Genomic DNA, 26,628 nt, shown 5'->3' on the forward strand with positions numbered 1-26,628 from the left:
GAATCGGCGAAGCCGGATATGAACGACACTATCTGGATAGAACCAACGATGAACACCGATCTCACCTTATTCGAATCAAAGGCTTCCCCGAACTCGCGCCGGGTTCGCATCTTTCTCGCCGAGAAGGGCATCGAAATTCCTGCCAAAACGGTGGACCTCGGCGCCAAAGAGCAATTCTCCGATGCCTACGTTGCGATCAACTCTCGCCGCCAGGTCCCCACGCTGGTGCTGCGAGACGGCACAGCGATTGGCGAAGTCCCGGCAATCTGGCGTTACATCGAGGAGGCCTACCCCGAGAGGCCCGCATTGCTAGGCACGACGCCAACTACGAAGGCGCTCGTAACGATGTGGGAACGGCGTGCCGAGCTCGACGGATTCTCGGCGGTGATGGAGGGCGTCAGGAACGCGGTTGCCGGGCTGAAAGGTCGGGCGCTGTCGGGCCCGCATGCGTACGAGCAGATCCCCGAAATCGTCGAGCGCAGCAAGCTGCGCGTCGAGCACTTCTTTGCCGATTTCAATGACCGCCTCAAGACCGTGCCATTCGTCGCCGGCGACGCGTTCTCGGTGGCTGACATTACCACGCTGGTAGCGATCGACTTCGCGGCGGGCGGCTTGAAGTTGAGCATTCCCACGGGCTTCGACGCACTGCAGGCGTGGTACGACAAAGTCAACGCACGTCCGTCGTCGAAGGCATGACGAGCCGGCCATCCGAAGAGCATCGGTCAAGATCGATTCGGCCGCCTCGGCGAGCGCTGGATGTAGGGCGAAAGCGACACATGGAAGCGCTTCGATCCCATCTTCGTCATCGCCGGGGAGATCGTCCGGGCGATCATCGACAAGAATCAGCTTCTTTCAGCGCGTTTCAGCACGCTTCAGCACGTTTAACGCGTGCAGGAACGCTTCCCGCGCAAGCCGCAGGTTTTGGCGTGCAGCCTGCCGTCGTCCACCTTACTGCTTGATCTGGTCGATGCGCGACAGAAACGTCGACAGGATCGCTGAACGGTTGTTCCGGTTATAGCCGACCACAAGCTCGATCCTTGGCGGTTCGCCCTTGAGCGGTCGGCTTGTTACCGACCAGGGCAGCAGTTTCTCGGCATAGGCGGGCAGTAGTGCTACGCCTCTCGTCGAGGCGATCAGCGACATCGCCATCGTCAGGTTGTGCACGCGATGCGCGGGCTCGATCGCGAGACCGTGTGTCGACAGATAGTTTTCGATCGCGCCGCGCATGGGACCGGCGACGTCCGAGCCGCTGATGAATAATTCACCCGCCAGTTCGTGCACGTCGATCTCATCGAAGGCTGCAAGGCGATGGTCGCTTGGCATCAGCACGACGAACGGCTCGCGTGCGACCGTCACGTAATCGAGGTCGGCTCGGTTGGCTTCGGCGCGCATGAAGGCGATGTCCAGCCGTCCCGTCGACAATCCCTCTGCGAGTTCAGGGGAGTGCTCGCTCGATACCGTCATTTCGATGCTCTGCAGATCGCCCGCGAGCACGCGAGTCGCTTCGGCGAGCCAGGTCACTTCCTGTCCGCTCAGAAAGCCAACGGCAAACGTCGGCTTGGACGGTCGCGCCGCGCGCCGCGCCGCCTCGCACGCCGCATCGACTTGTGCAAGGGCGAGGCGCGTATGGTCCAGAAATGCCTTGCCGGCGTCGGTCAGGTCGATGCCACGCGCGCTACGCACGAACAGTTGCGCACCGACTTCGTATTCAAGGTCCCGGATCTGCCGGCTCAGAGACGGCTGGGAGGTGTAGAGCCGCCGTTCCGCCGCGACGCTCAGGCTGCCCTCTTCGGCCACCGCGACGAAATAACGAAGATGACGCAGTTCCATGGACGCGTTCCTTTTAGTCATGCCTGACAGGTATGGGGATCAGCTTACAAAGTCTTTTTCGCGCGGACAATTGGCGACTATCGTTCGATCACATCAGCCGGACGAAACCCTCCCTGGCCTCAACGTCAGATATCCGCTGGAAGGACGATCATGAACACCCTGACTGGAAAGACCGCGCTCGTCACCGGCGCTTCCCGTGGCATCGGGCGCGCCACTGCACTTGCGCTCGCTCAGGCTGGCGCTCAGATCATCGTTCACTATGGCCGCGGTGCGTCTGAGGCCAAGGCCGTCGTCGCCGAAATCACTGCGGCGGGCAGCCGTGCCCGATGCCTTCAGGCCGATCTGGCCGAATCCGATGGGCCTCATCGTCTTGCGCGCCATGTCCGGGCAATCGTCGGCGAACGGCTCGACATCCTCGTTGCCAACGCGGGCATCGCAAAGGCCGCCACGCTTGAGGAAACAGGCATCGAGGATTTCGATGAGCTGTTCGCAGTCAACGTGCGCGCTCCGTATTTTCTCGTTCAGCAATTGCTGCCGATCATGTGCAAGGGCAGCAGCGTGACGCTGCTTTCGTCGCTCGCGGCACACGTAGCCATCGGTGAGCTGTCGGCCTACTCCGCGACGAAAGGTGCCGTCGATACGCTCGTACGCCATTTGGCAGCTGACCTCGGACCGCGCGGCATCCGCGTGAACGCGGTCGCGCCCGGTGTGGTGAACACCGCCATGTCGAGCTTCATCCGCACCGATGAGGGCCGCCAGATGACGCTCAACCTGCAGGCCATCAAGCGGCTCGCCGAACCGGACGACATCGCTGCTGCGATTACCTTTCTCGCCTCTGACCAGGCCAGATGGACAACTGGCGCGACGCTGCATGTGGACGGCGGCTCGAAGCTCTAGGCGCGTTGAGCGCGCGACCGGCATATTTTGCAGTTCAATACGATTCACGCACCGGGATATATCCATGATGCAAACGCAAACTACCTCAAAGCAGCTCCCGCGCCCCCGAAACTGGCTGGCAGTTCTTTCGGTCGCACTCAGCGCGACAGTGTTCTGCACAACTGAGTTTCTCCCCGTCGGGCTACTACGCTATATCAGCCAGGGATTGGGCGTTAGCGAAGGAACCGCCGGCATCATGATCACGGCGCCCGGGCTGCTGGCCGCGATCTCCGCGCCGCTTCTGACTGTAGCCGTCGGACGCTTCGACCGTCGGCGCGTGCTGCTGGGCCTGGGCCTGCTGCTCGTGATTTCGAATCTCACGGCCATGCTTGCGCCCAATTTCGCCACTCTCGTCGTGGCGCGCGCGCTGTTCGGTGTCGGCATCGGCGGATTCTGGGCGATCAGCGTGGGGCTCGGTGCCCGACTCGTCGAGGAGAAGTATGTCGGTCAGGCAACGTCGCTGATCTTTGCGGGCGTGTCGCTCGGCATGTTGATCGGCGGGCCGGCTGGGGCGCTGCTCGGCGAACTGGCGGGTTGGCGTGCCGCATTTGGCGCAGCGCTCGCGCTGTCCGTTGCGGCGCTGCTGGCCCAGTGGGTTTCGTTGCCGTCGCTGCATGTAGAACATCGTGTCGGTATGCGCGATCTGTTCGGCATCTTCGCTACGCGGCCGGCTCGCATCGGGCTGATTGCGATGACGTTGGCCCTGTGCGGGCAGTTTGCGACCTATACGTATATCACCCCGTTCCTGGCGACGGTGTCGGGCTTTGGCGGCAAGGTGATCTCATTGCTGCTGCTTGGTTATACGTTCATCGGCCTGCTTGGCAATTTCGTCGGTGGTTCGTTCGCACAACGTAGCGTCAGGACAACCCTGGTCGCAAGCATCCTGTTTATCGCATTGCCGCTCGCCATGCTTCCGGTACTGGGCACCAGTCGGCCGTGGGTACTGGTCGCGCTGGCCGCGTGGGGAGTCGCATATGGCGCGCTGCCGGTCGCACTGCAGATGTGGATGGCGCAGGCAACCCGCGACGTCCGCGAAGGCGGCATGGCGCTCTTCGTCGCCAACTTCCAGATCTCGATTGCACTGGGCTCATTCATCGGCGGACGGATCGTCGACGGGTTCGGTCTCTTCAATGCAATGTACTTCGGCGTGGGACTCGCCGTGGTCTCGATGCTGACGCTCGCACTGACCGGCGGGCAGCCTCGAAGGATCGACGAGCCCGCGACCTCCTGAACACAATCCGGCGGGCTGCGCACGTGCGGCCCGCGGCCCTGCGCTGTTCCGACAAGGAGTTGATCATGTCTACCGCACATCCGCACGACAAACCCGTCAAGATTCCGGGCCCCGACCATCCGATCACCATCGAACGCCATCCGTCGAGGGTTGTCGTCAGGGCAGGTGACAAGGTGGTCGCCGATACCCGCGCGGCGCTGACGCTGCGCGAGGCACGCTACCCGGTTGTGATCTACGTTCCGCGCGAAGACGTCGACATGGCGCTGCTTGAGCGCACCGACCATGCCACTTACTGCCCATACAAGGGCGACTGCGCCTACTTCTCGATCCCGTCCGCTGGCGAACGCGGGGTCAATGCTGTCTGGACATACGAGCAACCGTACGCAGCGGTTGCGCCAATCCGCGAGCATCTGGCTTTCTACCCCGACCGTGTCGATGCGATCGAGGAGCTGCCCGCAGACGCGATTTCCGCTTGATTCCGTTTCCTGCGCAGAATGCTACCCGGCCGGAGAAGCAACATGAGCGACTCACCCGTCGTACCGATCAACGGCGCACTGTCCGCCATGCTGTCGGGCGTTGCGCTCAAACGCGCCGGAACGCCCGAGGAAATCGCCGAGGTCCAGCGCCTGGAGCATGGGGAAGTCGTTGACCCCGCAAGCGACGACTTCCGCGTCCACCGCATGTTCGAGGCGCCAGCCGGGCGCTACGAATGGCTTAACGGCATTCTGGCCGTCGGCCTGTGCCATCGCTTCGCCTACAGCCCCGCGTACAGCGTTTTTAAAGTGCTCTGATCCTCACTGGAGAACAACATGACCACGACCACCCCCGCACAGAACAAGGCACTGCTCCTCGAAGCCTTCGATACGCTCTTCAACCAGCGCGACTACGCTGCCGCCGAGCGTTTCTGGTCGGATTCCTATATCCAGCACAGCGCGCACATCGCGCCTGGACGTAAAGGACTGTTCGACCTGATCCGTACCCTGCCTGCCACCTTGCGTTACGAGAACCAGCTCGTGGTGGCGGAAGGGGATTACGTGATTGCGCATGGCCGGTTTTCCGGGAATGGCAGGCCAACCGCGTGGATTGCCGCCGATATCGTGCGTTTCGAGAATGGCAGGCTGGCCGAACACTGGGACGTGCTCCAGGACGAGGCCAGCGCGGAGCAATCGGTCAGCGGCCTGCCGATGTTCGGGGAGCGTTTTCCGTCCTGATTTTCGCAGGCAACCGGCAGCCCTGCGCGCGCCATACCTGTCAGGCATGCCCGCGTGCCTGGAAAGTCTTTTTCCTCTTGCCAGCCCCCGCATACATTACCCATCAGCAGACAACGCACCACGAGAATTCCAGGCGCGTGGCTGGCTTGCAAAGGCAGCAACCGATGCATCTCAAACGTATCGGAAACATCTGCTGAACTTGACTCTGAAAGAGTCGCAATCACGAGCGGCCGGTTTTACACGCACATTTGATCCCAAATTCAACAGGAGTTAATCGTGACTACTAATCTTCAAGGTAAAACTGCCCTCGTCACGGGCGCATCACGCGGCATCGGCCGCGCAATCGCTCTGGCTCTCGCAGCAGCAGGCGCGCGCGTGATAGTGCACTTCGGCAGCGACGAGAAGGCTGCGAATTTTGTCGTCGAGGCGATCCGTGCGTCGGGTGGTTCTGCCGACAAGGTCGCGGCAGACTTGAGCGCGCCGAACGGCCCTCACGAACTGGCCCGTCAGGTACGCGGGCTGATTGGCGAGCGTCTCGACATTCTCGTTGCGAATGCCGGCATCTCGAAGGCCTCGTCGATCGCAGAAACGACTGTAGAGGACTTCGACCGGTTGTTCGCCGTCAATGTGCGCGCCCCATACTTCCTCGTCCAGAAACTGCTGCCCGTGCTGGGCGAGGGCAGTAGCGTCGTCCTGCTGTCCTCACTTGCAGCCCGCGCTTCGGTTGGCAACCTGTCAGCCTATGCCGCGAGCAAGGGAGCAATCGATACCCTGGTCAAGCATTTCGCCGCAGCGCTCGGCGAGCGCGGCATTCGCGTGAACGCCATCGCACCGGGCGTTGTTGAAACCGACATGTCGAACTTCGCCAAAACCGATACCGGGCGGGAATTCACCCTCGGCATGCAGGCCCTCAAGCGCGTGGCGCAACCCGACGACATCGCAGGCGCAGCCGTGTTCCTCGCATCCGATGCGGCACGCTGGGTGACGGGCGACACGCTGCGTGTCGATGGCGGCTCCAGGCTCTGATACGAGGGGAGACGGCCATGACCGATACGCGATGCCCGGCTACGCCCGCGATTCGCAGCGGGAGCCCCCGTCGATACAGGCGTGCCGCTCTTGGCCACCGGGCCAGTTTCTGGGTCTCGGCCGGTGTGGTCGCTCATACCCTCTGGACCAGCGCGGCACCCGCCATGACGTACCGGCTCTATGCCAGCGAATGGCATCTCACCCCGACGACCACAACCGAAATCTTCGCGATCTACCCAATCGCCGTTGTCAGCGTGCTGATCCTGTTCGGCGGCCTGTCCGACCAGATCGGCCGGCGGGCGACGATGCTACTCGGTCTGAGCGCCTCTTTCCTCGGCGCGCTGATCCTCGCGCTCGCGCACGATATCGCATGGCTTTTCCTGGCACGGGCATTCATGGGCGTCGGCGTCGGCCTGAGCGCCGGACCGTCGACGGCGGCGCTGGTCGAATTCAACCAGAGCGGTGCGCCACGCCGTGCCTCCGTGGTTGCCACGGCCGCCCAGGCCGCCGGCTTCGCAGCGGCGCTCATCATCGGCGGTGCTCTGACGCAATACGCGCCGTGGCCCTTGCACCTGGTTTTCTGGCTGCTGGCCTTGCTGATCGCCGCCTTGGTCCCGCTCACGTGGTTCCTGCCCCTGCCCGCAGAGCGCGGCGCCGCAGGCGGCTGGACGCCCAGTTTGCCTTCCGTGCCACAGCGCGCCCGCAAAGCCTTCGTGGTCGCTGCGTTTGCCGTGATTACCGCCTACACCCATGGCGTCATCATCCTGTCGCTCGGCGGACAGATCGCGCACGACCTGGTCCAGTCCCCGAACACGCTTGTCAACGGCTCGATCCTCGCGGTATTCGCCATCATGTCAGGCGTCGTGAGTTTGCTGGGCAAAACCCTGTCGACCCGGACGGCAATGATTGCTGGCTCCGCCGCGTCTGCGGCTGGCATGGTGTTGCTTGCGCTCGCAACGGCCCTTCACGGCATGACACTGTTTCTGTCTGCGACTGCCTTGACGGGGGCCGGCTATAGCCTGCTGTTTCTCGGTGCTCTGGAACTCATCAACCGCGCGACCCCCGGCGATCGACGAGGCGGCACGCTGTCCGCGCTGTATCTGCTTGGTTATCTGGCCGCCGGCATACTCGCGCCGATTCTGGGACGCGTGGCGACGGTGCACGGACTAGGCTTCGCCGTGTATCTGGGCGCCGGCGTCATCGCCGCCTTGAGCTTCGCCACGCTCACACTCGCGCTCGGCCTGCGTCGCAATGCGAAGGACGAGCGACGCTGATTCCCACCTGAAACGCCGTATTGGCTTGCCCGAGTGGCATAAAGATCAGTCGATCCCGAGAAGAAGCCACGCCAGTAGTGCTTCTGAACGGATGCGCCGCTGGCGGTCCATCGCTATCGGTTGTCAGTTTTGCGCTATATGACTGGAATCCGCCGAATCCATACTACGTCGGTCAGAGAATTATGTCGGCGAGACCGCAATGAGAAAGCATGTAGACGGCGTGGCAGTCGCCATCATGGTGACGCTGTGTTTGATGTGGGCGACGCAGCAAGTGGCGATCAAGGCGGTGGCCGGCGATGTCACGCCGATGCTTCAGGTCGCGCTGCGCTCGGGCGGCGCGGCGGCGCTGGTCTGGCTCGTCAACCGTTTTGTGCTGCGCGAGCGCTGGCTGCCTGGCATCGCGCTGCGCTCGGGGCTGGTGGTGGGCGCGCTGTTCGCGCTGGAATTTCTGTTCGTCGCCGAGGGGCTTCGCTGGACCAGTGCTTCCCACATCGCCGTGCTGCTCTATACGGCGCCGATGTTCGCGGCAATCGGTCTGCATATGAAGTTGCCTGATGAGCGCCTCGGTGTAATTCAGTGGGGCGGTATCGGTCTCGCGTTCGTGGGAATTGCGACTGCGTTTCTGGGCCCAGCGATTGTTGGCGATGGGGCGGTGCCTGGTCCGAACTGGATGCTGGGCGACTTCATGGGGCTGTGCGGCGGCGCGGCGTGGGGTATGACTACGGTGGCTGTGCGCACCACGCGTCTGAGCGAAGCGCCCGCTACGCAGACGCTCTTTTACCAGCTTGCGTGTGCGTTTGTGCTGCTGTTGCCGGCGGCCTTCGTGACCGGGCAGACGGCATTTCATCTCACGCCGATTGCGCTCGCGAGTCTGGGGTTTCAGACGGTGGTGGTGACGTTTGCCAGTTATCTGGTGTGGTTCTGGATGTTGCGCCGTTACTATGCGGCGCGGTTGGGCGTGCTGTCGTTCATGACGCCGTTGTTCGGGGTGGCGCTGGGTGTGGCGCTGCTGCACGAGCGCGTCGATGCGGCATTTCTGGGTGGGTCGGCGCTTGTGCTGATGGGGCTGGTGATCGTGAATGGGCAGGCGGTGGTGCGGCAGATTTTTGTGCGAGCGGGACGGGCGCGGGGTGAGGCGGGAGTCTAAATCGCTTTTGTCTGAATTATATTCGGATACCGAATCATACAAAACGTAATCACCAGGCGACGTTCCGCAGTTACGTTCTATTGCCGCCAAAAACGTAACGTCTGTGCCGTAACGCGCATACGCCAACAGGTGTTTGCGATCATGAATGCGCTCATCGAAACGCCTTGACCAGCAAGGCGCGCGGCGCTTTCTTTCATACCTTTCCAAAACCGCTGGAAGCGCAAATCGAAATTCGATTTGCGCTTTTTTATTGGCTTGGAACTTGCAGATCTGGCACGTCCGATCCAGCCATATACGAGCGCGGCGCTATCACGCACCGCTCGGCAAACAGACAAGGCGACGCGCGACCACGCGGTATCGGCTATCCAGCAACCGTATAGAGCAAGACCAATCAGCGGTTTCCCGGGGGCACTGATTACACCTTTGACCAATCAGGTCGCGATTTCATCGCGAAAGGACTAATCATGGCTCTCTTCAAACACACTCTCGTTGCATCGGCGAGCGCTCTTCTGTGGTGGTCACTTGCAGCTACGGCGCAGGCTGGCGATGCTACGTCGAGCGCGCCGACAAGCGCGACAAGTTCGACGATTCAGAACACCGGCTGGCCAATCGCGGGCGGCTCCGGCCCGGGCTATGCGTGGGCGGAAGGCACGATTCCCGGCAGTTGGAGCGGCTGGGGTTATGCAGGCGGATCGGGTGCGAGCTCGGGCTCTTCCGGGTCGGGTGGCTCGGGTGGTTCTGGTGGTTACGGAAATGGTGGTTACGGTGGCGATGGCGGCTCCAGCGGATCGGGTGGTTCAGGCGGATCCGGAGATGGCGGCCACGGCGGGTGGGGGAATGGCTCAGGCAATGGTGGCTCGGGTGGCAGTGGAGGTTCGGGCGGTAGCGGCCACGGCGGGTGGGGCGGTGGTGGCACTGGTGACGGCGGCCATGGTGGGTCTGGTGGTTCAGGTGGAAGCGGTGGATCTGGCGACGGTGGCCACGGAGGTTATGGCGGTGGTGGATCAGGCTCGGGTGGCTCGGGCGGTTCAGGTGGCTCGGGTGGCTCGGGCGGCTCGGGCGGCTCGGGCGGTTCAGGTGGCTCGGGCGGATCGGGTGGATCGGGTGGATCGGGTGGATCTGGCGACGGTGGCCACGGTGGCTGGGGCGGTGGTGGATCAGGCTCGGGTGGCTCGGGTGGCTCGGGTGGCTCGGGCGGCTCAGGTGGATCAGGTGGATCAGGTGGATCAGGTGGATCAGGTGGATCAGGTGGATCAGGTGGATCAGGTGGATCAGGTGGATCAGGCGGATCAGGTGGATCAGGTGGATCAGGCGACGGTGGGCACGGTGGCTGGGGCAGCGGCGGTCACGGCGGCTCGGGCGGCAATGGCGGCTCCAGCGGCCACACCGGCGGCAACCCTGGCAATACCACCGGCGTCGGCGGCTCCGGCAATGGCAACCAGAGCAGCAGCGGCCTGCTGAGCCCGATCGCCAACCTGATCGTGAACGTCGGCGCGGTGAGCGTGCCGATCGTGCCGATCACGATCGGCAACAACAGCGGTAGCGGCAATGGCAACGGCGTCGCCAACGGCTCGTCGGCGGGATCCCAAACCGGCTCGGGTGGTTCCAGCGGCTCGGGCGGCCACACTTCAGGCGGCCTGCTGGCGCCGGTGACGGCCTTGCTCGGCGGCGTCGCCGTCGCGCCGGCGAGCAGCGGCGGATCGTCTGGCGGCGGCAGCGGCAGTGCCTCACCGACCAACCTGCTCAGCGGCTTGACCGGCGCGCTAGGCGGCGTGGCGGGCGGCGCATCGTCGGGCGGCTCGTCCGGACAGGGCAACAAGGGCGGCGGCTCGTCGACATCGACGTCCAACCTTGCAGCGCCGCTGACGAATATCGTCAGCACGTTGACGGGCGCACTGGGCGGCGCAACGAGTAGTGCAAGCAGCGGCAATAGTGGCGGCAATAGTGGTGGAAAAAGCGAAGGCAGCAGCGGCGCATCCTCACTGCTTTCGCCCGTGACGAACCTGCTCGGCGGACTGACCGGGGGGCTCGGTAGCGTAGGTGGCCTTGGCGGCGGCACGTCCTCGCCGTCATCAGGTTCGCACAAGCACTAACCCAGAGCGCGAGTCGCGGCTCACCCGGGCCGGACCTGAAGCCTTTCCAGTCTTTCAGGTCCGGCGCTTCCCTGCGCATGGCGCAAAACGCAAAGCACAGCGCGCACAACGCATCACCATTCCCTACAACCTTGATCTAGATCATCCAATCAACGCCTCCCGCCTGCTAACTTCACCGCATCTCAAAAAGACAAACACGAGCGGTACGGGGCGCGACATGCAACACCACACGCTGGACGTCGAAATCGGGCGCCTTCTATCCGGGCCGCTGCTCGCCTGCGGACCCGACGTAACGATCCGCGAAGCCGCACGACTGATGGCCGAGCATCGCCATAGCGCGATCGTCGTCGCGGAAGCGGGGCGGCCCATCGGCATCTGGACCGAGCGCGACGCGCTCGCACTGAACACACACGCAGCCGCCGCCAACCGGCCGATCTCTACCGCGATGAGCCGGCCGGTGCGAATGCTTCCCGCCCAGACCCGCGCCCGCGAGGCCGCCGCGCTGTTCGCGCGCGAGGGCATCCGCCATTGCCTCGCCGTCGATGGAGCGGGCCAACCGCTCGGTCTCGTTACGCAGACCGATCTCGTCATGAGCCAGGGTCCGGAGTGCTTCCTGCGCCTGCGCACACTTGCCTGCGCGAAGCCGCCGCGCCCGCATTGCATCGATGCCAATACGCCGTTTGCGGAAGCCACCGCGCAGATGCGCGAGCGCCGCCTGAGCGCGATCGTCGTGCGCGATGCCGACGGCGGCCTCGGCATCCTCACCGAGCGCGACGTCGTGCGCGCGGTAGCACAAGGCGCGCTGGAACAGGCGAGCGTCGAAGCAGGCCGCTACGCAAGCCGCCCGCTGCGCTCGCTTGCCCACTCGCGCAGCCTTTATTCGGCGCGCCAGTATTTGATCGAGCATCGCATGCGGCACGTTGGCGTGCTCGACGAAGCGGGCGAACTGACCGGTCTGCTGGGCTTCGCCGATATCCTGCGCGACCTCGAACACGAATACGTGCGCGAATTGCAGGACGCGCTGCGCGAACGCGACGACGCGTTGCTCGAATCGCGCGCAAGCCTGCGCCTCGCAGACCAGGTGGTGGAATCGACGCTCGACGGCGTGATGATCACCGATCTGCGTGGCAACATCGAGCGCATCAACCCCGCCTTCACGCGCCTCACGGGCTACACGGAGCATGACGCACTGGGCCGCAATGCGAGCCTGCTCAGCTCGGGCCGTCAGGGGCCGGCCTTCTATGCGGCGCTTTGGCAAAGCATCGAAGTCACGGGGCACTGGAAGGGGGAGATCTGGAACCGTCGCAAGGACGGCACGATTTTTCTCGAATACCTGACGATTTCCAGCATCCGCGATGCGCATGGCCGCTGCACGCACTACGCGGCGATCTTCGCGGATATCACGCAGCGCCGCGAAACCGAGGAGCGCCTCAGTTACCTCGCCACCCACGACGCGCTCACGGGCCTGGCGAATCGCACGCTATTCACCGAGCGCATTGCCTTGTCCCTTGCACGCGCGCGCCGTTCCGGCAAGCGCGTCGCGGTGATGTTTCTCGATCTCGACCGCTTCAAGCTCATCAACGACACGATGGGGCATAGCATCGGCGACGAAGCGCTCACCGTGATCGCCAGGCGTCTGCGCGATGCGGTGCGAGAAACCGATACGGTCGCGCGGCTGGGCGGCGACGAATTCACGCTGCTGATCGAGGATATCGACGATATCCGTCACGTCGGCCGCATCGCGGAGACCTTGCTGACTACCGTGGCCGCGCCGATCCGCGCCGCCGAACAGACGCTGTTCGTCACGCCGAGCATCGGCATCAGCATGTTTCCCGACGACGCGCGCAGCGCGAAGCAACTGCTGATGCAGGCCGATCGCGCAATGTACGAGGCCAAGGATGCGGGCAAGAACAACTTCCAGTTTTTTGCTGCGCCGATGACCTCCTGCGCGATGGAGCGCATCCAGCTCGAAGCGCAATTGCATCGCGCGATCGACGCCAATGAATTGCTGCTGCATTATCAGCCCGAATTCGATGTGAAGACAGGCCGGTTTTCGAACGTGGAAGCGTTGGTGCGCTGGCAGCATCCACAACGCGGTCTTGTGCCGCCCGACCAGTTCATCCCGATTGCAGAGGAATCCGCATTGATCGTGCCGATTGGCGCATGGGTGTTGCGCGAGGCCTGCCGCCAGGCACGCGCCTGGCTGGACGAAGGCTTCGATTTCGGGCGCATCTGCGTGAATCTGTCCGCGCGCCAATGTCTGCACGACGGCTTTCTGCCGCAACTGGCCACGACACTCGCCGAAACCGGCCTGCCCGCCAACCGGCTGCAACTCGAACTGGTCGAAAGCATGGCGATGACCTCGGCGAACGGCGGCATCGAATCACTATTGCAGGAACTGGCGGCGCGCGGCATCAGCCTCGCGATAGATGATTTTGGCACCGGCTATTCGTCGTTCCGCTATTTGCAGAAGCTGCCGGTGGACACGCTCAAGGTCGATCGTTCCTTTCTCGCGCAGATTGGCGACGCGGCGAGCGGCGACGGCTCCATCGTTCGCGCGATCGTGGCGATGGCAAAGTCGCTCGACGTGTCGGTAGTGGCGGAGGGCGTGGAAACGACGCGGCAATTCCAGTTTTTGCGCGAGATCGGCTGCGATCGGGCGCAGGGCTTTCTGCTCGCCCGCCCCGGTCCTGCCGCCGCGATGCCGCGCGCGATGCCAGCTTTCGGCATGTCATGTGAGACCTTATAAATCGAATGATGTTTCGTAATCCTGTTGATCTGGAGAGTGATGTGACCACTCATGATGAGATGCTGCTGCGATCGATGACGGCGCTCGTCAGCTCGCATGGCAAGGCCATTTCGCGTTTTGGCGCGAGCGTGGTCGTGATGAGCAAATTCGCCGAGGCGGTCTTGCCGCAACTCTCGGCTGCGCAGATCGAGCGCACCATCGAGGCGTTTCGCGTGCTGATCGGCGATGCGCTCGACGTGGCGGACGACACCGATAAAGCCGTGTTGCCGGGCGACTATCGCGCCACGCTGCTTGAACAGAGCAATATGTTGCTGAACCGTCTCGGCAACAATGCGGCTGCGCCGCGTTGAAGGAGCCGCCAACATGCGTAATCTGACGATTCGAAGCGGGCTACTGGCGGTGCTGTGCACCTTTGCGGCGATGCTAGTAACAGGGGCAGCCGTGGGCGTCCTGATGATCGGCCGCGCCGACGAAGCCGCGCATCGCGTGCACGAAGCCGCGGGTGCGTCCGCGCTGGCCGACGCGTTGGGCCGGGATGCGGCGCAGGCGCAGGCGGCGCTCGCGCGGGCTTATGCCGCGCTCAAGGAGCAAGGCGATACGGCGGCGCGCGACGGGGCGCTGAACGAGGCGCGCAATCTCGTCGCGCAGGCCTCGCGCGAAGGCGACGCGTTGCGCGCGACGGCCCAGTCGGGCGCACAGTCGTCGCGCCGCGCCGCCGTGATCGAAGCACAAGCAACGCTCGCTGCCAGCCTGCGAAGCGCGGCCGATGCGCTCGAACGCGGCGATACTGCCGCCTACGCCACGCTAGCGAGCGGCGACATCGCACATGCGGGCGCGCAGCTCAACGCCGATATCGCTGCTTTCCATACCGATGCGGACGCAACGGTTCGCGCGACGCTCGCACAGGGCGTGCGCGAGCATGACTGGGTCATGGCGATGGTCGCGATTGGCCTAGCGGGTGCGCTCGTGCTCGTCGTCGCCACGCACCTGGCGTTGCGCCGTCTCGTCACCACGCCGCTCGCGCTTGCGGTTGAAGCCCTCAATCAGATCGCCGCCAACGATCTCGCAGTGCCGATCGCGCCTGGCGGGCGCAACGAAATCGGCCAGTTGCTGGACGCCATGCGCCGCATGCAGGACGGCCTCACTGAGACGGTGCGCAATGTGCGCACATGCTGCGATGCGATCAACACGGGTGCGCGCGAAATCGCGGCGGGCAATCTCGATCTGTCGACCCGCACCGAGCAGCAATCCGCCTCGCTCGAACAGACGGCGGCGAGCACCGAGCAACTCACCGCCACGGTACGCCAGAACGCCGACCACGCCAATCAGGCCAGCGCGCTTGCGGCCGGCGCCGCCGAAGTCGCGCAGCGCGGCGGCCGCGTGGTGGAAGAGGCCGTGGAGACAATGGAGGCGATCACGCGCAGCTCGGGCAAGATCGCCGATATCACCGGCATCATCGACGGTATTGCGTTTCAGACCAATATTCTCGCGCTCAATGCGTCAGTCGAAGCGGCGCGTGCGGGCGAGCAGGGACGCGGTTTCGCGGTGGTGGCGGGCGAGGTGCGCATGCTCGCGCAACGCAGCGCGGCGGCGGCGCGCGAAATCAAGTCCTTGATCGACGCCTCGGTGAAGGATGTGCATGGCGGGCGGGCGCGCGTGAGCGAAGCGGGCGAGACGATGGCGGAGATCGTCGAGTCGGTCGAAAAGGTTTCGGGGCTGATGAAAGAGATTGCGAGCGCAACGGTCGAGCAGAGCGCCGGCATCGAACAGGTCGAGCAGGCGGTGAGCCAGATGGATCAGGTCACCCAGCAGAACGCGGCGCTCGTCGAGCAGGCCGCTGCGGCCGCCGGGTCGCTCGAACAACAGGCGAGCCTGATGGCCGAGGCCGTCGCGACGTTCCGGCTGCGTGAGCCTGGCGCGCTCGGCAAGATGCGCGAGACCCTGAAAAACGCAGGCGCACCGCTCGAAACGTTCGCGTCAGGCACGGTCGCGTTATAGCGCGATGTCGATGCCGATGTCGCGCGGCGGCCGCTCCAGCGCCAGCCAGCGCTGCACCGTGGGCCGCTGCCACTGATAGCGCGCGTAATCGGCCAGCGGCGGGGGCACGGCGTCGCCGTTGAGCACGAGGCGGTTGAGCATCAGCGCGAGATCGACGTCGGCGATACACCAGTCGCCGAACAGGTTGGGCTGGCCGGTAAGGCGTCCCGTTTCAGTCCGGCGCGCTGTGTTCTGCGATTGGCGTGAATCGCGGATTACCTGGCTGCAGGCGACGTGCCTCTGAGTTACCCCGGCCCCACAGGATTAGGGGGTTCTAGCACGCAGCCCATCTCAAAACCAGCGCGAAATGCTGCCAGTTACCGCGATTTGATCGAAGGTAACGCGACCTCATCAAAAGCTCCCCGACCCCTTCACTGCGGGGTATGCCGCAGTGTACCTTCCATCCAGCGAGACATGGGTGCCGTGCGTGCTGACTAATCAATTCATTGCGCATGGCCTGAGAAAGCATTACTTATCCGGTCGGGAGATGATGCACGATGGCAGGCTTGTATGATGAAGCGAAGCAGTCCTTATCCAGCCTGACGTCAATCCCGGGTCGCCAGGCGTACTTTCTCGATGTGCCGGGGACGGAAAGCGCTGCCGCGTTGTCGGTCGTGTCGTTTTCCGCCACCGAAAAGATGGGCGAGCCAAACGTAACCACCATCGAACTGACCCATCCGCAGCAGCTTGCACGCACCGAATATCTTAATCGCGATGCGATATTCAGAATCGTTTCTGACGATGGGGTAACGAGAGCGTTTTCGGGCTATATCGAGCGATTTTCCACCGTGCAGACCACGAAGGACTACACCAAATACCAGGTGGTCCTGAAGTCTCACTTTGCCCGTCTGCAGGCTGGCACCAACACCCAGGTTTTCCAGCATCTCACGATTCCGCAGATCATCCAGAAGATCCTGCGTACGCACGGCATTCGCGAACACCAGATGCTGTTCCGGCTGCGTGGTAGCTATCCGAAAGTGCTGTGGCGCTTCCAGTACCAGATGTCGGACTTCGACTATGTGCATATGCTCATGGAGAAGAGCGGCATCTACTGCTACATCGTCGAGACCGAATACGGCGACCAGATCGTCTTTGGCGACGATATTGATCACTATATCTACGACCCGCGGTTGATCGTCCCGTATCGCGAGGCGTCCGGGCTTGAAGCAGGTGGGATCGAGTCCGTTACGACGTTAAAGACCCACACCGAGATTGTGTCACAGTCAGTTCAGGTCGCTGACTACAACCCCGAGTCTTCCTGGGAACGATACAGAGATCAGGCGAATGTTGCGCCTCAGGACCCAACGACTTACGGCCAGCCGTACATTTACGGGACTGGCCACCTCGATCAGCAAGGTGCCAGGTGGCAGGCGCAACTCCGCCATGAGGCAGCGCTGGCCCGCCAGGTGATCTACGAAGGCGAGAGCAACATCGTCGCGCTGCAGTGCGCGCGCGTGCTCGAAACTGATATCGTGTTGCCCGATGCGCCGCAGGGGCAGATGATCACCGAAATCACCCACAGCGGTGCGCGTGAAAAGGCTTATTCGAACAGCTACAAGGCCATCCCTGCCGACCGGCGCTTCCGCTTGCAGTTCGAACCCGGGAAGTGGGCCAAAATCGCCGGCACGCTTAGCGCACGCGTGTGCAGCCCGGATAAATACACCTATGCTTATTTAAACGCCGCGGGCTATTACGTCGTCCGCCTCGATGCTGATTTTGGTGACTGGCCAAAGGGTGGCGAGAGTGTGCCGCTGCGGCTGGCGAAACCCTTCGCAGGCAAGTTGCAGACTGGCATGCACTTCGTCGCGCTGGATAACGACGAGGCCAAGATTACCTTCCGGGACGGGGACCCGGATAAGCCTGAAATCAGCGGTTTCCATCACCATTCGCAGGCCCGCGACCTGGTGACGAGCGACCGGCGCTGGCTCTCCCGCAACATGATCCGAACGCAGAGCAACAACAAGCTGCGCATGGAGGATTGGGAGGGACAGGAAGGCATCAAGCTCAGCACGGAGCACTCGGGAAAATCGCAACTGAATCTCGGCTATCTGGTGAACCAGAAGCTTGAGTACAGGGGCGAAGGTTTTGAGCTTCGCACCTCCGGTTATGGGGTGAGCCGTGCGGGTAAGGGCCTGCACCTCACAACCTATGACCGGCCCGGTGCTACGGGTAAGCAACTCGACATGCAGGAGACCATTGCGCAGCTTGAGAGCGCATTGGAACTTGCGAGGACACTTGCCACCTCCGCCGCGAGTGCCAAGGCTATTGCTGCCGACACGGACGTACAAGAGCGCGTCAAGGACGATCTGGATGGGCTAAAGAAGCCAGGTCTGCTGATGAGCACTCCCGCTTCAGCGGCCGTTGTGGCTACCGACGGTGTGCAAATCGCTACGGAGCAAAGCATTGCCGCATCAGCTGGCAGGAATGTTGAACTCAGCGTTCTGAAACGTTTCACGGTGGCAGCTGGCGAAGTCGTATCGATGTTCGCCGAGAAACTTGGAATGCTACTAGTGGCTGCGAAAGGGAAGGTCCAGATTCAGGCCCAGAGTGACGAGATGAGTTTGCAGTCAGACAAAAACATGACCATAAGCAGCGTAAATGGTTGCGTCGTCATTGAAGCAAGCCGTGAACTTCTGCTCAAGTGCGGTGGGTCGTATATTCGCCTTTCTTCTATTGGCATTGAGGATGGCACACGCGGAGACCGGACGATCAAATCAGCGGCTTTTAGCAGGCAAGGGCCGGCTTCGCTCTCTGAATCCATGAACACCTGGAAGCATGCTGATTTCAACGATGCCTATGTTCTGCGCAATCCCTCTACCGGTGAGCCCCTTGCGAACACCGCGATCGAGTTAATACGCGGCGATGGTACGCGACTAAGAATGGTTACTGATGCGGCTGGCAAAACGCCCCTGCAGAAAAGCCTTCTGGTAGAGGGTATTCAGATCAGGACGTTGGACTAATGGCATCTAAAACGGGACTCTTCCAGACCAACCATGAGTGATAGTTCTCCGGTGCTTCATCAGATTATCGTCGACAGTAGTGGCGATCAATATGCGACGGCTACCCTTACGCCGACCGATAACGTGCGCGAGAAAGTCGTTCTTTCGAAACCGTACGTTATCCCGGTGGTCTTTCTGCCAGGAATTATGGGTACGCTTCTGCGAAAGAAGGAAGGCAAAAAAAACGTCTGGAACCCGCCGAACGCCGACCTGCGTGGGTCATTGGATATGATTACGCAGCTTTTTGGCTATATGGGAAAGTCTACAAAGGATCGTGCGAGCGATCTCGCGACCAGTGAAGCCGAGATCGACCCGACCGGTCCAATTGACGCAGGTGAAAGTGGCCTGCCGAAGAAGGTTCTGGTGGTGCGTGGCTGGGGTGCGCTGATGCGCTCGTCCTATCATCCATTTATGGGCCAGTTGCAGCATCAGCTCAATGCCCTTGCGCAGTTCGATTTCCAGCGCTGCGAAGCCGATCTGAAGGAGTGGGCGGACAAGTACAGCCAACAAGTGCCAACGGAATGGGGCGCGTCCAGCGGTGAGGCGCTCACCAGCGAAGAAGTACTCCATGCGGCGAATTACCAGTTTGATGTCTGGGCCGGCGGCTACAATTGGCTGCAAAGCAACGTTGACTCTGGCGCGGCGATCCGGGATCTGATCGAGAACACTATCCTGCCTTACTACAACGAAGGCAGGGAAGCGACCGTTCAGGCGCCTGATGGTGAAGGGGCGGAGCAGTGTAGCATTCGTCGCAGGAGACCTGACCGGCCATTGGCGGAGAAGGTGATTGTCGTCACGCACTCGATGGGCGGCCTTGTCAGTCGGGCTCTGACGGAGATTCATCAGTGCGACAAGGTGATGGGGGTTTCTCATGGCGTGCAGCCTGCCACTGGTGCCCCGGCTACCTACAAACGCATGCGCTCGGGATTTGAAGGCCCAGCGAAAGTCATTCTTGGCCGCAATGCTGCCGATGTAGTGGCCATCCTGTCGCAGTCACCGGGCGGCCTGGAATTGCTGCCGACCGCGGATTACAACGATGGCCAGCCTTGGCTGAAGGTGCGGGAAAAGCGTAGTAATACGGATAAGGTTGGTGCGGAGATTCTGGCCCTGCCGATGGGAGGAGATCCTTACAACGAGATTTACCTGTCGCCTGCTTGGTATGGCATGGTGCCGGAAAGCAACCAGGGGTTGATGGATCCGGCAAGCAAGAAGCCAACTGATCTCGGTTCTGGCCGTAGTAATCAGCGGGATCAATTGACCACGGTAATCAAGAAAGTCCGTGCGTTTCACGAATCCATTGAAAAGAAATACAAGAGCCCGACCTACGCTCACTACGGAGCGCAAGGTATACGAGTTGAACCGGCGAAGGAACATAATGGTCTGTTCGGTACTTGCCTGCTGGAAGCTGATGACCTGTTCACGTGGGGAGAAGTCGCATGGGAAGGCTCAGGTATCGGCAGTCTTGATCCGTCGCAGATCGCTGTTTACCGGGACGATGGCAAGGGCACGCTGACCACCACATCCGGGGTCAAGCTGACGCTCAGCGCTCCCGACTGCCCTGGTGATGGTACCGTGCCGTACTACTCAGGGGCTGCACCCGGCAAGGCGGGTATTGCCGGTAGCTTTGCACATGGGCAAGGCAACCCAGGCGAGCAGAACGAATATTTCGGCTATGACCATCAGGGCAGCTACGCGGACAAGCACAAGCGTTCGCTCTTTGCGACGATGTACGCAATTATCAAGATCGCCCAACAGGCGCAGTGGCATAAAAAGGAGTCCACATGAATTCAGTCTGGAAGACCCACGCAATCGGACGTCACTTTGTCGATGTTCCGACAAGTGCCAAACTGGTTGAGGGCTGGAAATATGATAAGGACGCACTGGAGCGACTCGCTCCCTGCGGCGACGCTCAATTTTCACAGCTTGTGGACCGGAGAGAGGCCGAGCTAAGAGCAAAAGTCCAGAAGTCTGGAAAATCATCGTTCGTTGAGCGCGTATTGTTGCCGAATGGATCAGTGGCACTCTTTTCATGGAGTGAACCGTACGATGAAACAATTTATGCGACAGACGTATATTTCAGGGTCGGGAACAACATCATCCGCTACCGGAACGACGCGACACCGTTAAGCAACAGGGAAAAGGCGATTACGTTTTTCAAGCGCTGCAGCGCGAAATGGCGTGAAATTCCTGCCGGCCAGACTCCGGAGGGAATTGGTTTTGTTGCGGGCAATGCGATGCTAGCTGACGATTTCCCCAACTATGAAAGCTGGCGTCTGCTGATTCAGCTAGAAGGCAAACCCGACGTTTCGCTGGAGGTCAGCAGCTTTGTAGGAGCTGTCGAAGAGGGACTCCGTCAGCGTGTCGGAGGCATTCTGACAAGCATGCTCGGTGCGGCAGCAGGACTCGCGCAGCTGCGCAATCACGCTCGTCCAGTGGGTCCTATCCAGGCAGACGAGATTCTTGTTGCCGGTACCCAGAACGGAAAGCGCGGTTATGGTTTCAAATGGGAAGCGCCGGGCAAAGATTACTCGCTGGCCGAACCGAATATGAACGTTTCGCTTCAGGTTGGCGAAAGTGCGTATGCCACGAACCGGGAGTCCTTTTCGAGTGATGGCGAGGCGCTGGAACTGTGGGACACCCTGGTGAGTTCTATCCGCCTGCGGCCGGGTGCGGTATGAGCACGTCCCGCCGTAGGTTCATCATGGGGATCACCGCCTTCTCGGCTGCGGCGTTGATACCACCCGTTGATGCTGCACCCCTGCGTAGCCTGTCAGTAGGCACCGCGATACGGTATCTCTGCGATGATGTCTTTGCCTCTCCCGCCGAGAAGGCGGCGCGTGTCGTGCCGCCCATGCGTCATCAATTCACGGTGTGATATGGCGGTCGATTTTTCGCTGTTGCCAATCGATAAACCTGAGACAGGCGAGCTCCCTTCCTTGTATGGACTGTCGTGTTTCTGGACCGGGCAAGGCAGGCATTGCCTGTCGCTTTGCACATGGGCAGGACAATCCTGGCACGCAGAACGTGTATTTCGGCTATGACCATCAGGGCAGCTACGCCGACAAGCACCAGCGTTCGCTCTTTGCGACGATGTACGCAATTATCAAGATCGCCAAGCAGGCGCAGTGGCATAAAAAGGAGTCCGCATGAATTCAGTCTGGAAGACCCACGCAATCGGACGTCACTTTGTCGACGTTCCGACAGGTGCCAAACTGGTTGAGAGCTGGAAATACGGCAAAGATGCACTGGAGCGAGTCGCTGCGGGCGACGATGGCCAAATTGCGCAGCTTGTTGCCCGGAGAGAGGCTGAGCTAAGAAAACAGCTGCAGAAATCTGGAAAGCCTTCCTTTGTCGATCGTGTATTGCTGGCGAATGGTTCGGTGGCACTCTTTTCGTGGAGTGAACCGTACGACGAAACCATCTACGCGTCGGATACATATTTCAAGGCAGGACGCAGCATTATCCGATACCAGAAAGATGCAATTCCGTTAAGCAACAGGGAAAAGGCGATTACGTTTTTCAAGCGCTGCAGCGCGAAATGGCGTGAAATTCCTGCCGGCCAGACTCCGGAGGGAATTGGTTTTGTTGCGGGCAATGCGATGCTAGCTGACGATTTCCCCAACTATGAAAGCTGGCGTCTGCTGATTCAGCTAGAAGGCAAACCCGACGTTTCGCTGGAGGTCAGCAGCTTTGTAGGAGCTGTCGAAGAGGGACTCCGTCAGCGTGTCGGAGGCATTCTGACAAGCATGCTCGGTGCGGCAGCAGGACTCGCGCAACTGCGCAATCACGCTCGTCCAGTGGGTCCTATCCAGGCAGACGAGATTCTTGTTGCCGGTACCCAGAACGGAAAGCGCGGTTATGGTTTCAAATGGGAAGCGCCGGGCAAAGATTACTCGCTGGCCGAACCGAACATGAACGTTTCGCTTCAGGTCGGCGAAAGTGCGTATGCCACGAACCGGGAGTCCTTTTCGAGTGATGGCGAGGCGCTGGAACTGTGGGACACCCTGGTGAGTTCTATCCGCCTGCGGCCGGGTGCGGTATGAGCACGTCCCGCCGTAGGTTCATCATGGGGATCACCGCCTTCCCGGCTGCGGCGTTGATACCACCCGTTGATGCTGCACCCCTGCGTAGCCTGTCAGTAGGCACCGCGATACGGTATCTCTGCGATGATGTCTTTGCCTCTCCCGCCGAGAAGGCGGCGCGTGTCGTGCCGCCCATGCGTCATCAATTCACGGTGTGATATGGCGGTCGATTTTTCGCTGTTGCCAATCGAGAAACCTGAGACAGGCAAGCCCCCTTCCTTGGTTGTATGGATTGTCGTGTTTCTGGTTCTATCGCTTGTTGGCATTTTCCTCGTGCTAATGCTCTGGCCAAAGAATATGTCGACCCATACGTTCGATTTTTGGGGCACTCTGATTCTGTTCCCAGTCGGGCTGTCCGCACTCATCGTATTGTTGCGATATCAGCACTACGCAGCACGCATTCTGGATACACAGATGGATAACCAGGCTACGCGGCAGTACAACGATCGAGTGTTCGCTGCAGCGAGTGTGCCGATAGCGGTATTGGGTGTGTCGCATAGATTTTCGGCGAGTCCCGACGAGAACGCTGTTATGGGACTCCAGTCCGGTGCGCTCAGACTGACGGTTCAAGCGCTGTTTGCACATGACAGCGAGCCAGGGAAGGTGCGCTGGCTTGAGGTGCCGGGTGTTGCCTTGCGCGCTGGCACGTCTGAAGATGACCTGAAACGGCACATCGATGTCACGAGATGGCTGTTCAATGAAATGCTTGGGGAGCTTACAGGAGCGATCAATGCGCTGCCCGTGAGGACCGATTTGTGTGTGCATCTCTTAGTTTCAAGCATGGCGTCCAGCGAGAGCAACCAGGCGCTGTGGCTGGAATGCTGGAATAGTTTTGGGTTTTGCTCTTCGTGCCATTTTAAACAGGTCGCAGAGCCCGCGAATCTGCAGTTGCTTGATCTTTGGCTTGACCAGCTTGAGGCTGGGCTGGAGAAGCAAGCGAAGCTGGTCGTCGCCATCCAACTGCATCCGCTGATGGGAGCCTCTCCTCCTGGTGGTACTGCTGAGGCTGGCGTCGCCCTGTTGTTAATGCCGGATAGTTTGGCACGCCAGCACGAGGTTATGCGTCGAGCAAACTTTCATCGGCCGGTTCATGGGCCATTCGATCTTTCAAATGGCGCATTCGCGTATGCGTTGAAATGGGCCAGTTCGACCGTTGACGAGATCTCGGGCGGATGGCAGTCAGGTCTCGACCGAATCCAGGCAGGGGCTCTGCGTACGTCCGCGGTCCAGTCGGGGCTGGAAATCCAGCCGGTCGATCTTGATGCGCGTGTCGGCTATGCGGGCATTGCAGCCCCATGGCTTGCGGCTGCATGTTCAGCAAAATCTCTTTCCGCAACCGCGCCACGGCAGGTTGTCTTTGCTGGCCAAGGGGGCGCTATCGACTGCGCAGTGCTTTGCAATATTTCCACCGCAGAGCCACCCGTTTCAGCGGTCTCACCCGTAACCTGATATTTACCTGAATCATAGGCAGTGCGATATGACGCGACGCTACGACATTGTGAAAGGCGATTCAACCACGGCGGGCGGCATAGTCCAAAACGGGGATTCGAACGACATGCTTAACGGGCGTGAGCAGGCTTACGAGAACGATCCGGTCTGGTGTCCTGCGTGCAACACGATTGGAAGAATCGTCTGCGCAGGGCGACGACTGCCGATGACCGCGCCTGATGGCAGAGAAGCAGCCTTAAGCGACGACCTATGTGTTTGTCGATGCAGTCCTAGTCCGCTGTTGATTCCATCACAGGACGCCTCGTATATGGATCTGTGAGCTATCCCGTACCAGAGCGTGAACCAATGAAGAAACTGCATATTGATTTGCTTGTGATAGTACTTCTCGCAATAGTGGTTGCAGGTGCCATTCTGATCTGGGGAGGCGCATTGGGAATCACTACGCCCAATGCAAAAGGCTTTGCGCTGATCGGCATATCGCTTGGCGCACTTTTCTTGGCACTTGTCGTTTCTTTCGACGGGCTCGTTCGCTGGTTCGGTGCGTTACGCAGACTCCGGGACTTGTTGCAGCTTCGCGGACCAGCAATTGCGAAGACAACGCAAGCTGGTGTACCCGCAGTCGCTACGAAGAGTCAGACGTCATCCCCGACATTGAAGCCACTTCGCCAGCTATTGCGAGCGCAGAACGGATTTCGGTGGCGCTATCGTCAGCCATGGCTTCTGCTCATCGGTGAGGACACGGCTGTCAATCGCCTGATACCTGAAATCGAGGGCTGCGGATGGCTCGCCTCCAACGAAACGGTACTGTTGTCGGGTTCTACCCCGCCGCATGAAAGCATTAACGATCAGTGGCTGCGCCAGATCCGCTGGCTTCGATGGAGCCGTCCGGTTGATGCAATTGTGCTCGTCCTGGATGACGGCACACTGTTGCCGGAGCGCTCGCAAGAGAAGAATTCGTGGGGCCTTCATCTTGCGCGCATCAGGAAAGTTCTGAGCTGGTCGGCACCGGTGTTTGTCCTTGATATCGCAGGCACTGACGCAGTTCATCGGATCGACACGCCCGTGACGGGATGCGAATTCACCCGGCCTCTCAACGCAACCGCTGTTGAAACTGCCCTGTTCGAGCTGCGCGACCGGCTCGCCGACCGCAGCGTGTTCCAGATCGCCAGCAATGCTGAGGATACCTACGCCTCGGATCTCTCGAAGCGGCTCGATACCCGTACGACCCCGCTAGCGCGCTGGATTTCTGGCCTTTCCGACTGGCAGCGTCGGGCGTTGCCGGTCGCCGGTGTGTTCTTCGCTCCGCTGGCCATGTCCGGTGCATCGCCGTCCGATTCTTCCGGTAGCACCCGTCTGCCGTTGTGGCGCTACCTCGCAGACGCCGCAAACCGTACACCGGGCCGCCGCACCTGGACCCACCCGGTCACGATCGCTTCCACCGTTGCGCTTGTGCTCATCGGCCTCTGCAGCGCCGGCATGCTCATCTCCGGCATGAACAACGCCCACGAGGTCATGCTGACCAGAGAGTCGCTGCAGGCGCTCAACCGCGCGAGCGACACCCCGGCCCGTCTGCGCGCCCTGCTCGGCCTCCAGCAGCGCATCGCCCTGCACGAGACGCGCGTGCAGGAACATACGCCGATCTTCACACGCTTCGGCCTGAACCACGACCACGCCATACTCAACGCACTGTGGGCGCCTTACGCACGCGCTGCCAGACCACTGCTCGTCTCCCCCGTCCAGCAGGACATCGAAGGCCAGCTTGTCGATCTCGGCCAGATGTCGACGGCGCAAGTCGACATCCAGAGCAGCCAGGTGGCACAGGACGGCCAGCAGGCGCTCAAGACCTACCTCATGATGGCCGATCCGCAGCGCGCCGATCCCACCTTCATGACGCCCCAGCTCGGGCAGCACTGGAATCCGGATACCGGTCTGCGCCCCGGCGAAAAACTCGACCTGTCCGCGCAACTGCTGGGCTTCTGGGCGCAGCATTTCCCCGCGCATCCCGACTGGCGCATCCAGCCGCGCGAGGATCTCGTGGGCAACGCGCGCCAGACGCTGCTTGCGATCATCGGCGTGAGGAACTCCGAGGACACGATCTATCAGAGCATTCTCGACTCGGTCGGCCACAAGTACCCCGACCAGACCCTCGCGTCGCTGACCGCGGGCACGGACACGCGTGGGCTCTTCGCGACCTCGTCGACGGTGCCGGGCGTCTTTACGCGCCAGGCGTGGGAAGGCTCCATCGAAGCCGCGATCGATGACGCAGCGAAACACAATGGCGTCGAAGGCAACTGGGTGCTCGGCAACTCCGCTAACTCCGTTAACTCCGGCAGCTCGCAGGCGGGCACAGCCATGACGCCGGATGCATTGCGTGCCGCCCTGCGCGCCCATTACTTCTCCGACTACGCCGAGCGCTGGCAGGACTTCATGAACAGCATCCGGTGCGCTGCCGCGCCCACGTTGCCCGCAGCCGTCGGGCAATTGAAGCTCATCGCCGATGCCCGCCAGTCCCCGCTGATTGCGTTGATGAAGTCGCTCGCGTTCCAGGGGGCGGCCGGCGCGCA

The 26,628-nt window shown here is 61.4% G+C and carries 22 protein-coding genes and 1 pseudogene; 21 read left to right on the forward strand and 2 right to left on the reverse strand.

The window, feature by feature from the left end:
* Nucleotides 1–48 precede the first annotated feature (48 nt).
* Nucleotides 49–696, forward strand: coding sequence for a glutathione S-transferase family protein (locus F4827_RS11275; protein WP_183723773.1), 648 nt, complete (start codon nt 49–51; stop codon nt 694–696).
* Nucleotides 697–948: 252 nt separating this feature from the next.
* On the opposite strand, the gene F4827_RS11280 is transcribed toward F4827_RS11275, so the two are convergent.
* A complete protein-coding gene (locus F4827_RS11280) occupies nt 949–1,830 on the reverse strand; it encodes a LysR family transcriptional regulator (RefSeq protein WP_183723772.1) in 882 nt (293 codons plus the stop codon).
* A gap of 150 nt (nt 1,831–1,980) precedes the next feature.
* Between F4827_RS11280 and F4827_RS11285 the strand changes: the two genes are divergently transcribed.
* The 12 genes from F4827_RS11285 (at nt 1,981) to F4827_RS11340 (ending at nt 15,495) form a co-directional block, all read left to right on the forward strand.
* Complete coding sequence (locus tag F4827_RS11285) at nt 1,981–2,727, forward strand: SDR family NAD(P)-dependent oxidoreductase (protein WP_183723771.1); 747 nt, start codon at nt 1,981–1,983, stop codon at nt 2,725–2,727.
* A 64-nt stretch (nt 2,728–2,791) separates the two neighbouring features.
* Nucleotides 2,792–3,997, forward strand: a complete 1,206-nt coding sequence (locus F4827_RS11290; RefSeq protein ID WP_183723770.1) for an MFS transporter — start codon at nt 2,792–2,794, stop codon at nt 3,995–3,997.
* A 65-nt stretch (nt 3,998–4,062) separates the two neighbouring features.
* On the forward strand, nt 4,063–4,473 hold the full coding sequence (locus tag F4827_RS11295; RefSeq protein ID WP_183723769.1) for a DUF427 domain-containing protein: 411 nt from the start codon (nt 4,063–4,065) through the stop codon (nt 4,471–4,473).
* Nucleotides 4,474–4,515: 42 nt separating this feature from the next.
* Nucleotides 4,516–4,788 (forward strand): DUF3237 family protein, encoded by a 273-nt coding sequence (locus F4827_RS11300; RefSeq protein WP_183723768.1) that lies wholly within the window; start codon nt 4,516–4,518, stop codon nt 4,786–4,788.
* A gap of 18 nt (nt 4,789–4,806) precedes the next feature.
* Nucleotides 4,807–5,208, forward strand: coding sequence for a nuclear transport factor 2 family protein (locus F4827_RS11305; RefSeq protein WP_183723767.1), 402 nt, complete (start codon nt 4,807–4,809; stop codon nt 5,206–5,208).
* Nucleotides 5,209–5,484: 276 nt separating this feature from the next.
* Nucleotides 5,485–6,234 (forward strand): glucose 1-dehydrogenase, encoded by a 750-nt coding sequence (locus tag F4827_RS11310; RefSeq protein WP_311673017.1) that lies wholly within the window; start codon nt 5,485–5,487, stop codon nt 6,232–6,234.
* Between the two features lie 17 nt (nt 6,235–6,251).
* Nucleotides 6,252–7,508, forward strand: a complete 1,257-nt coding sequence (locus F4827_RS11315) for an MFS transporter (RefSeq protein ID WP_183723766.1) — start codon at nt 6,252–6,254, stop codon at nt 7,506–7,508.
* 199 nt (nt 7,509–7,707) lie between these two features.
* Nucleotides 7,708–8,655 (forward strand): DMT family transporter, encoded by a 948-nt coding sequence (locus F4827_RS11320; protein ID WP_183723765.1) that lies wholly within the window; start codon nt 7,708–7,710, stop codon nt 8,653–8,655.
* Nucleotides 8,656–9,119: 464 nt separating this feature from the next.
* Nucleotides 9,120–10,748, forward strand: coding sequence for a hypothetical protein (locus F4827_RS11325; protein WP_183723764.1), 1,629 nt, complete (start codon nt 9,120–9,122; stop codon nt 10,746–10,748).
* Between the two features lie 217 nt (nt 10,749–10,965).
* A complete protein-coding gene (locus tag F4827_RS11330) occupies nt 10,966–13,497 on the forward strand; it encodes an EAL domain-containing protein (RefSeq protein ID WP_183723763.1) in 2,532 nt (843 codons plus the stop codon).
* Between the two features lie 41 nt (nt 13,498–13,538).
* Nucleotides 13,539–13,847, forward strand: coding sequence for a hypothetical protein (locus F4827_RS11335; protein WP_183723762.1), 309 nt, complete (start codon nt 13,539–13,541; stop codon nt 13,845–13,847).
* A gap of 13 nt (nt 13,848–13,860) precedes the next feature.
* Nucleotides 13,861–15,495 (forward strand): methyl-accepting chemotaxis protein, encoded by a 1,635-nt coding sequence (locus F4827_RS11340; RefSeq protein WP_183723761.1) that lies wholly within the window; start codon nt 13,861–13,863, stop codon nt 15,493–15,495.
* Here F4827_RS11340 and F4827_RS11345 read toward each other — a convergent pair.
* Nucleotides 15,490–15,690 (reverse strand): annotated as a pseudogene (locus tag F4827_RS11345) (hypothetical protein); the annotation flags it as partial. The gene F4827_RS11340 and the pseudogene F4827_RS11345 overlap by 6 nt on opposite strands.
* Nucleotides 15,691–16,031: 341 nt before the next feature.
* On the opposite strand from F4827_RS11345, the gene F4827_RS11350 reads away from it, so the two are divergent.
* From F4827_RS11350 to F4827_RS11385, 8 genes are all read left to right on the forward strand, one after another.
* Nucleotides 16,032–18,494 carry a type VI secretion system Vgr family protein gene (locus F4827_RS11350; RefSeq protein WP_183723760.1) on the forward strand — a complete coding sequence of 821 codons (2,463 nt, stop codon included), beginning with the start codon at nt 16,032–16,034 and terminating at the stop codon, nt 18,492–18,494.
* Nucleotides 18,495–18,527: 33 nt separating this feature from the next.
* Entirely contained in the window at nt 18,528–20,318 is a 1,791-nt protein-coding gene (locus F4827_RS11355; RefSeq protein WP_183723759.1) for a triacylglycerol lipase, read from the forward strand.
* Nucleotides 20,315–21,211, forward strand: coding sequence for a T6SS immunity protein Tli4 family protein (locus F4827_RS11360; protein WP_183723758.1), 897 nt, complete (start codon nt 20,315–20,317; stop codon nt 21,209–21,211). Before F4827_RS11355 ends, F4827_RS11360 begins: the two co-directional genes overlap by 4 nt.
* Before the next feature lie 262 nt (nt 21,212–21,473).
* Nucleotides 21,474–21,683 (forward strand): hypothetical protein, encoded by a 210-nt coding sequence (locus F4827_RS11365; protein ID WP_233178055.1) that lies wholly within the window; start codon nt 21,474–21,476, stop codon nt 21,681–21,683.
* Nucleotides 21,680–22,576 carry a T6SS immunity protein Tli4 family protein gene (locus F4827_RS11370; protein WP_183723757.1) on the forward strand — a complete coding sequence of 299 codons (897 nt, stop codon included), beginning with the start codon at nt 21,680–21,682 and terminating at the stop codon, nt 22,574–22,576. Before F4827_RS11365 ends, F4827_RS11370 begins: the two co-directional genes overlap by 4 nt.
* Before the next feature lie 198 nt (nt 22,577–22,774).
* The gene (locus F4827_RS11375) at nt 22,775–24,064 is read left to right on the forward strand and encodes a hypothetical protein (protein ID WP_183723756.1); all 1,290 of its coding nucleotides are present in this window, start codon (nt 22,775–22,777) and stop codon (nt 24,062–24,064) included.
* 28 nt (nt 24,065–24,092) lie between these two features.
* A complete protein-coding gene (locus tag F4827_RS11380) occupies nt 24,093–24,383 on the forward strand; it encodes a PAAR domain-containing protein (RefSeq protein WP_183723755.1) in 291 nt (96 codons plus the stop codon).
* A 26-nt stretch (nt 24,384–24,409) separates the two neighbouring features.
* On the forward strand, nt 24,410–26,628 hold a 2,219-nt coding region (locus tag F4827_RS11385), incomplete at its 3' end, for an ImcF-related family protein (RefSeq protein ID WP_221303651.1).

It is taken from the genome of Paraburkholderia bannensis (genome assembly GCF_014200455.1).
GTDB lineage: Bacteria > Pseudomonadota > Gammaproteobacteria > Burkholderiales > Burkholderiaceae > Paraburkholderia > Paraburkholderia bannensis_A.

Excerpts from the sequence above, each read along its gene's own strand:
- F4827_RS11285 (WP_183723771.1), top strand. The coding sequence starts at position 1,981 with ATGAACACCCTGACTGGAAAGACCGCGCTCGTCACCGGCGCTTCCCGT.
- F4827_RS11275 (WP_183723773.1), top strand. The coding sequence starts at position 49 with ATGAACACCGATCTCACCTTATTCGAATCAAAGGCTTCCCCGAACTCG.
- F4827_RS11360 (WP_183723758.1), top strand. The coding sequence starts at position 20,315 with ATGAATTCAGTCTGGAAGACCCACGCAATCGGACGTCACTTTGTCGAT.
- F4827_RS11320 (WP_183723765.1), top strand. The coding sequence starts at position 7,708 with ATGAGAAAGCATGTAGACGGCGTGGCAGTCGCCATCATGGTGACGCTG.
- F4827_RS11380 (WP_183723755.1), top strand. The coding sequence starts at position 24,093 with ATGACGCGACGCTACGACATTGTGAAAGGCGATTCAACCACGGCGGGC.
- F4827_RS11355 (WP_183723759.1), top strand. The coding sequence starts at position 18,528 with ATGAGTGATAGTTCTCCGGTGCTTCATCAGATTATCGTCGACAGTAGT.
- F4827_RS11305 (WP_183723767.1), top strand. The coding sequence starts at position 4,807 with ATGACCACGACCACCCCCGCACAGAACAAGGCACTGCTCCTCGAAGCC.
- F4827_RS11280 (WP_183723772.1), bottom strand. The coding sequence starts at position 1,830 with ATGGAACTGCGTCATCTTCGTTATTTCGTCGCGGTGGCCGAAGAGGGC.
- F4827_RS11315 (WP_183723766.1), top strand. The coding sequence starts at position 6,252 with ATGACCGATACGCGATGCCCGGCTACGCCCGCGATTCGCAGCGGGAGC.
- F4827_RS11325 (WP_183723764.1), top strand. The coding sequence starts at position 9,120 with ATGGCTCTCTTCAAACACACTCTCGTTGCATCGGCGAGCGCTCTTCTG.
- F4827_RS11375 (WP_183723756.1), top strand. The coding sequence starts at position 22,775 with ATGGCGGTCGATTTTTCGCTGTTGCCAATCGAGAAACCTGAGACAGGC.
- F4827_RS11290 (WP_183723770.1), top strand. The coding sequence starts at position 2,792 with ATGATGCAAACGCAAACTACCTCAAAGCAGCTCCCGCGCCCCCGAAAC.
- F4827_RS11295 (WP_183723769.1), top strand. The coding sequence starts at position 4,063 with ATGTCTACCGCACATCCGCACGACAAACCCGTCAAGATTCCGGGCCCC.
- F4827_RS11370 (WP_183723757.1), top strand. The coding sequence starts at position 21,680 with ATGAATTCAGTCTGGAAGACCCACGCAATCGGACGTCACTTTGTCGAC.
- F4827_RS11300 (WP_183723768.1), top strand. The coding sequence starts at position 4,516 with ATGAGCGACTCACCCGTCGTACCGATCAACGGCGCACTGTCCGCCATG.
- F4827_RS11340 (WP_183723761.1), top strand. The coding sequence starts at position 13,861 with ATGCGTAATCTGACGATTCGAAGCGGGCTACTGGCGGTGCTGTGCACC.
- F4827_RS11350 (WP_183723760.1), top strand. The coding sequence starts at position 16,032 with ATGGCAGGCTTGTATGATGAAGCGAAGCAGTCCTTATCCAGCCTGACG.
- F4827_RS11365 (WP_233178055.1), top strand. The coding sequence starts at position 21,474 with ATGGACTGTCGTGTTTCTGGACCGGGCAAGGCAGGCATTGCCTGTCGC.
- F4827_RS11330 (WP_183723763.1), top strand. The coding sequence starts at position 10,966 with ATGCAACACCACACGCTGGACGTCGAAATCGGGCGCCTTCTATCCGGG.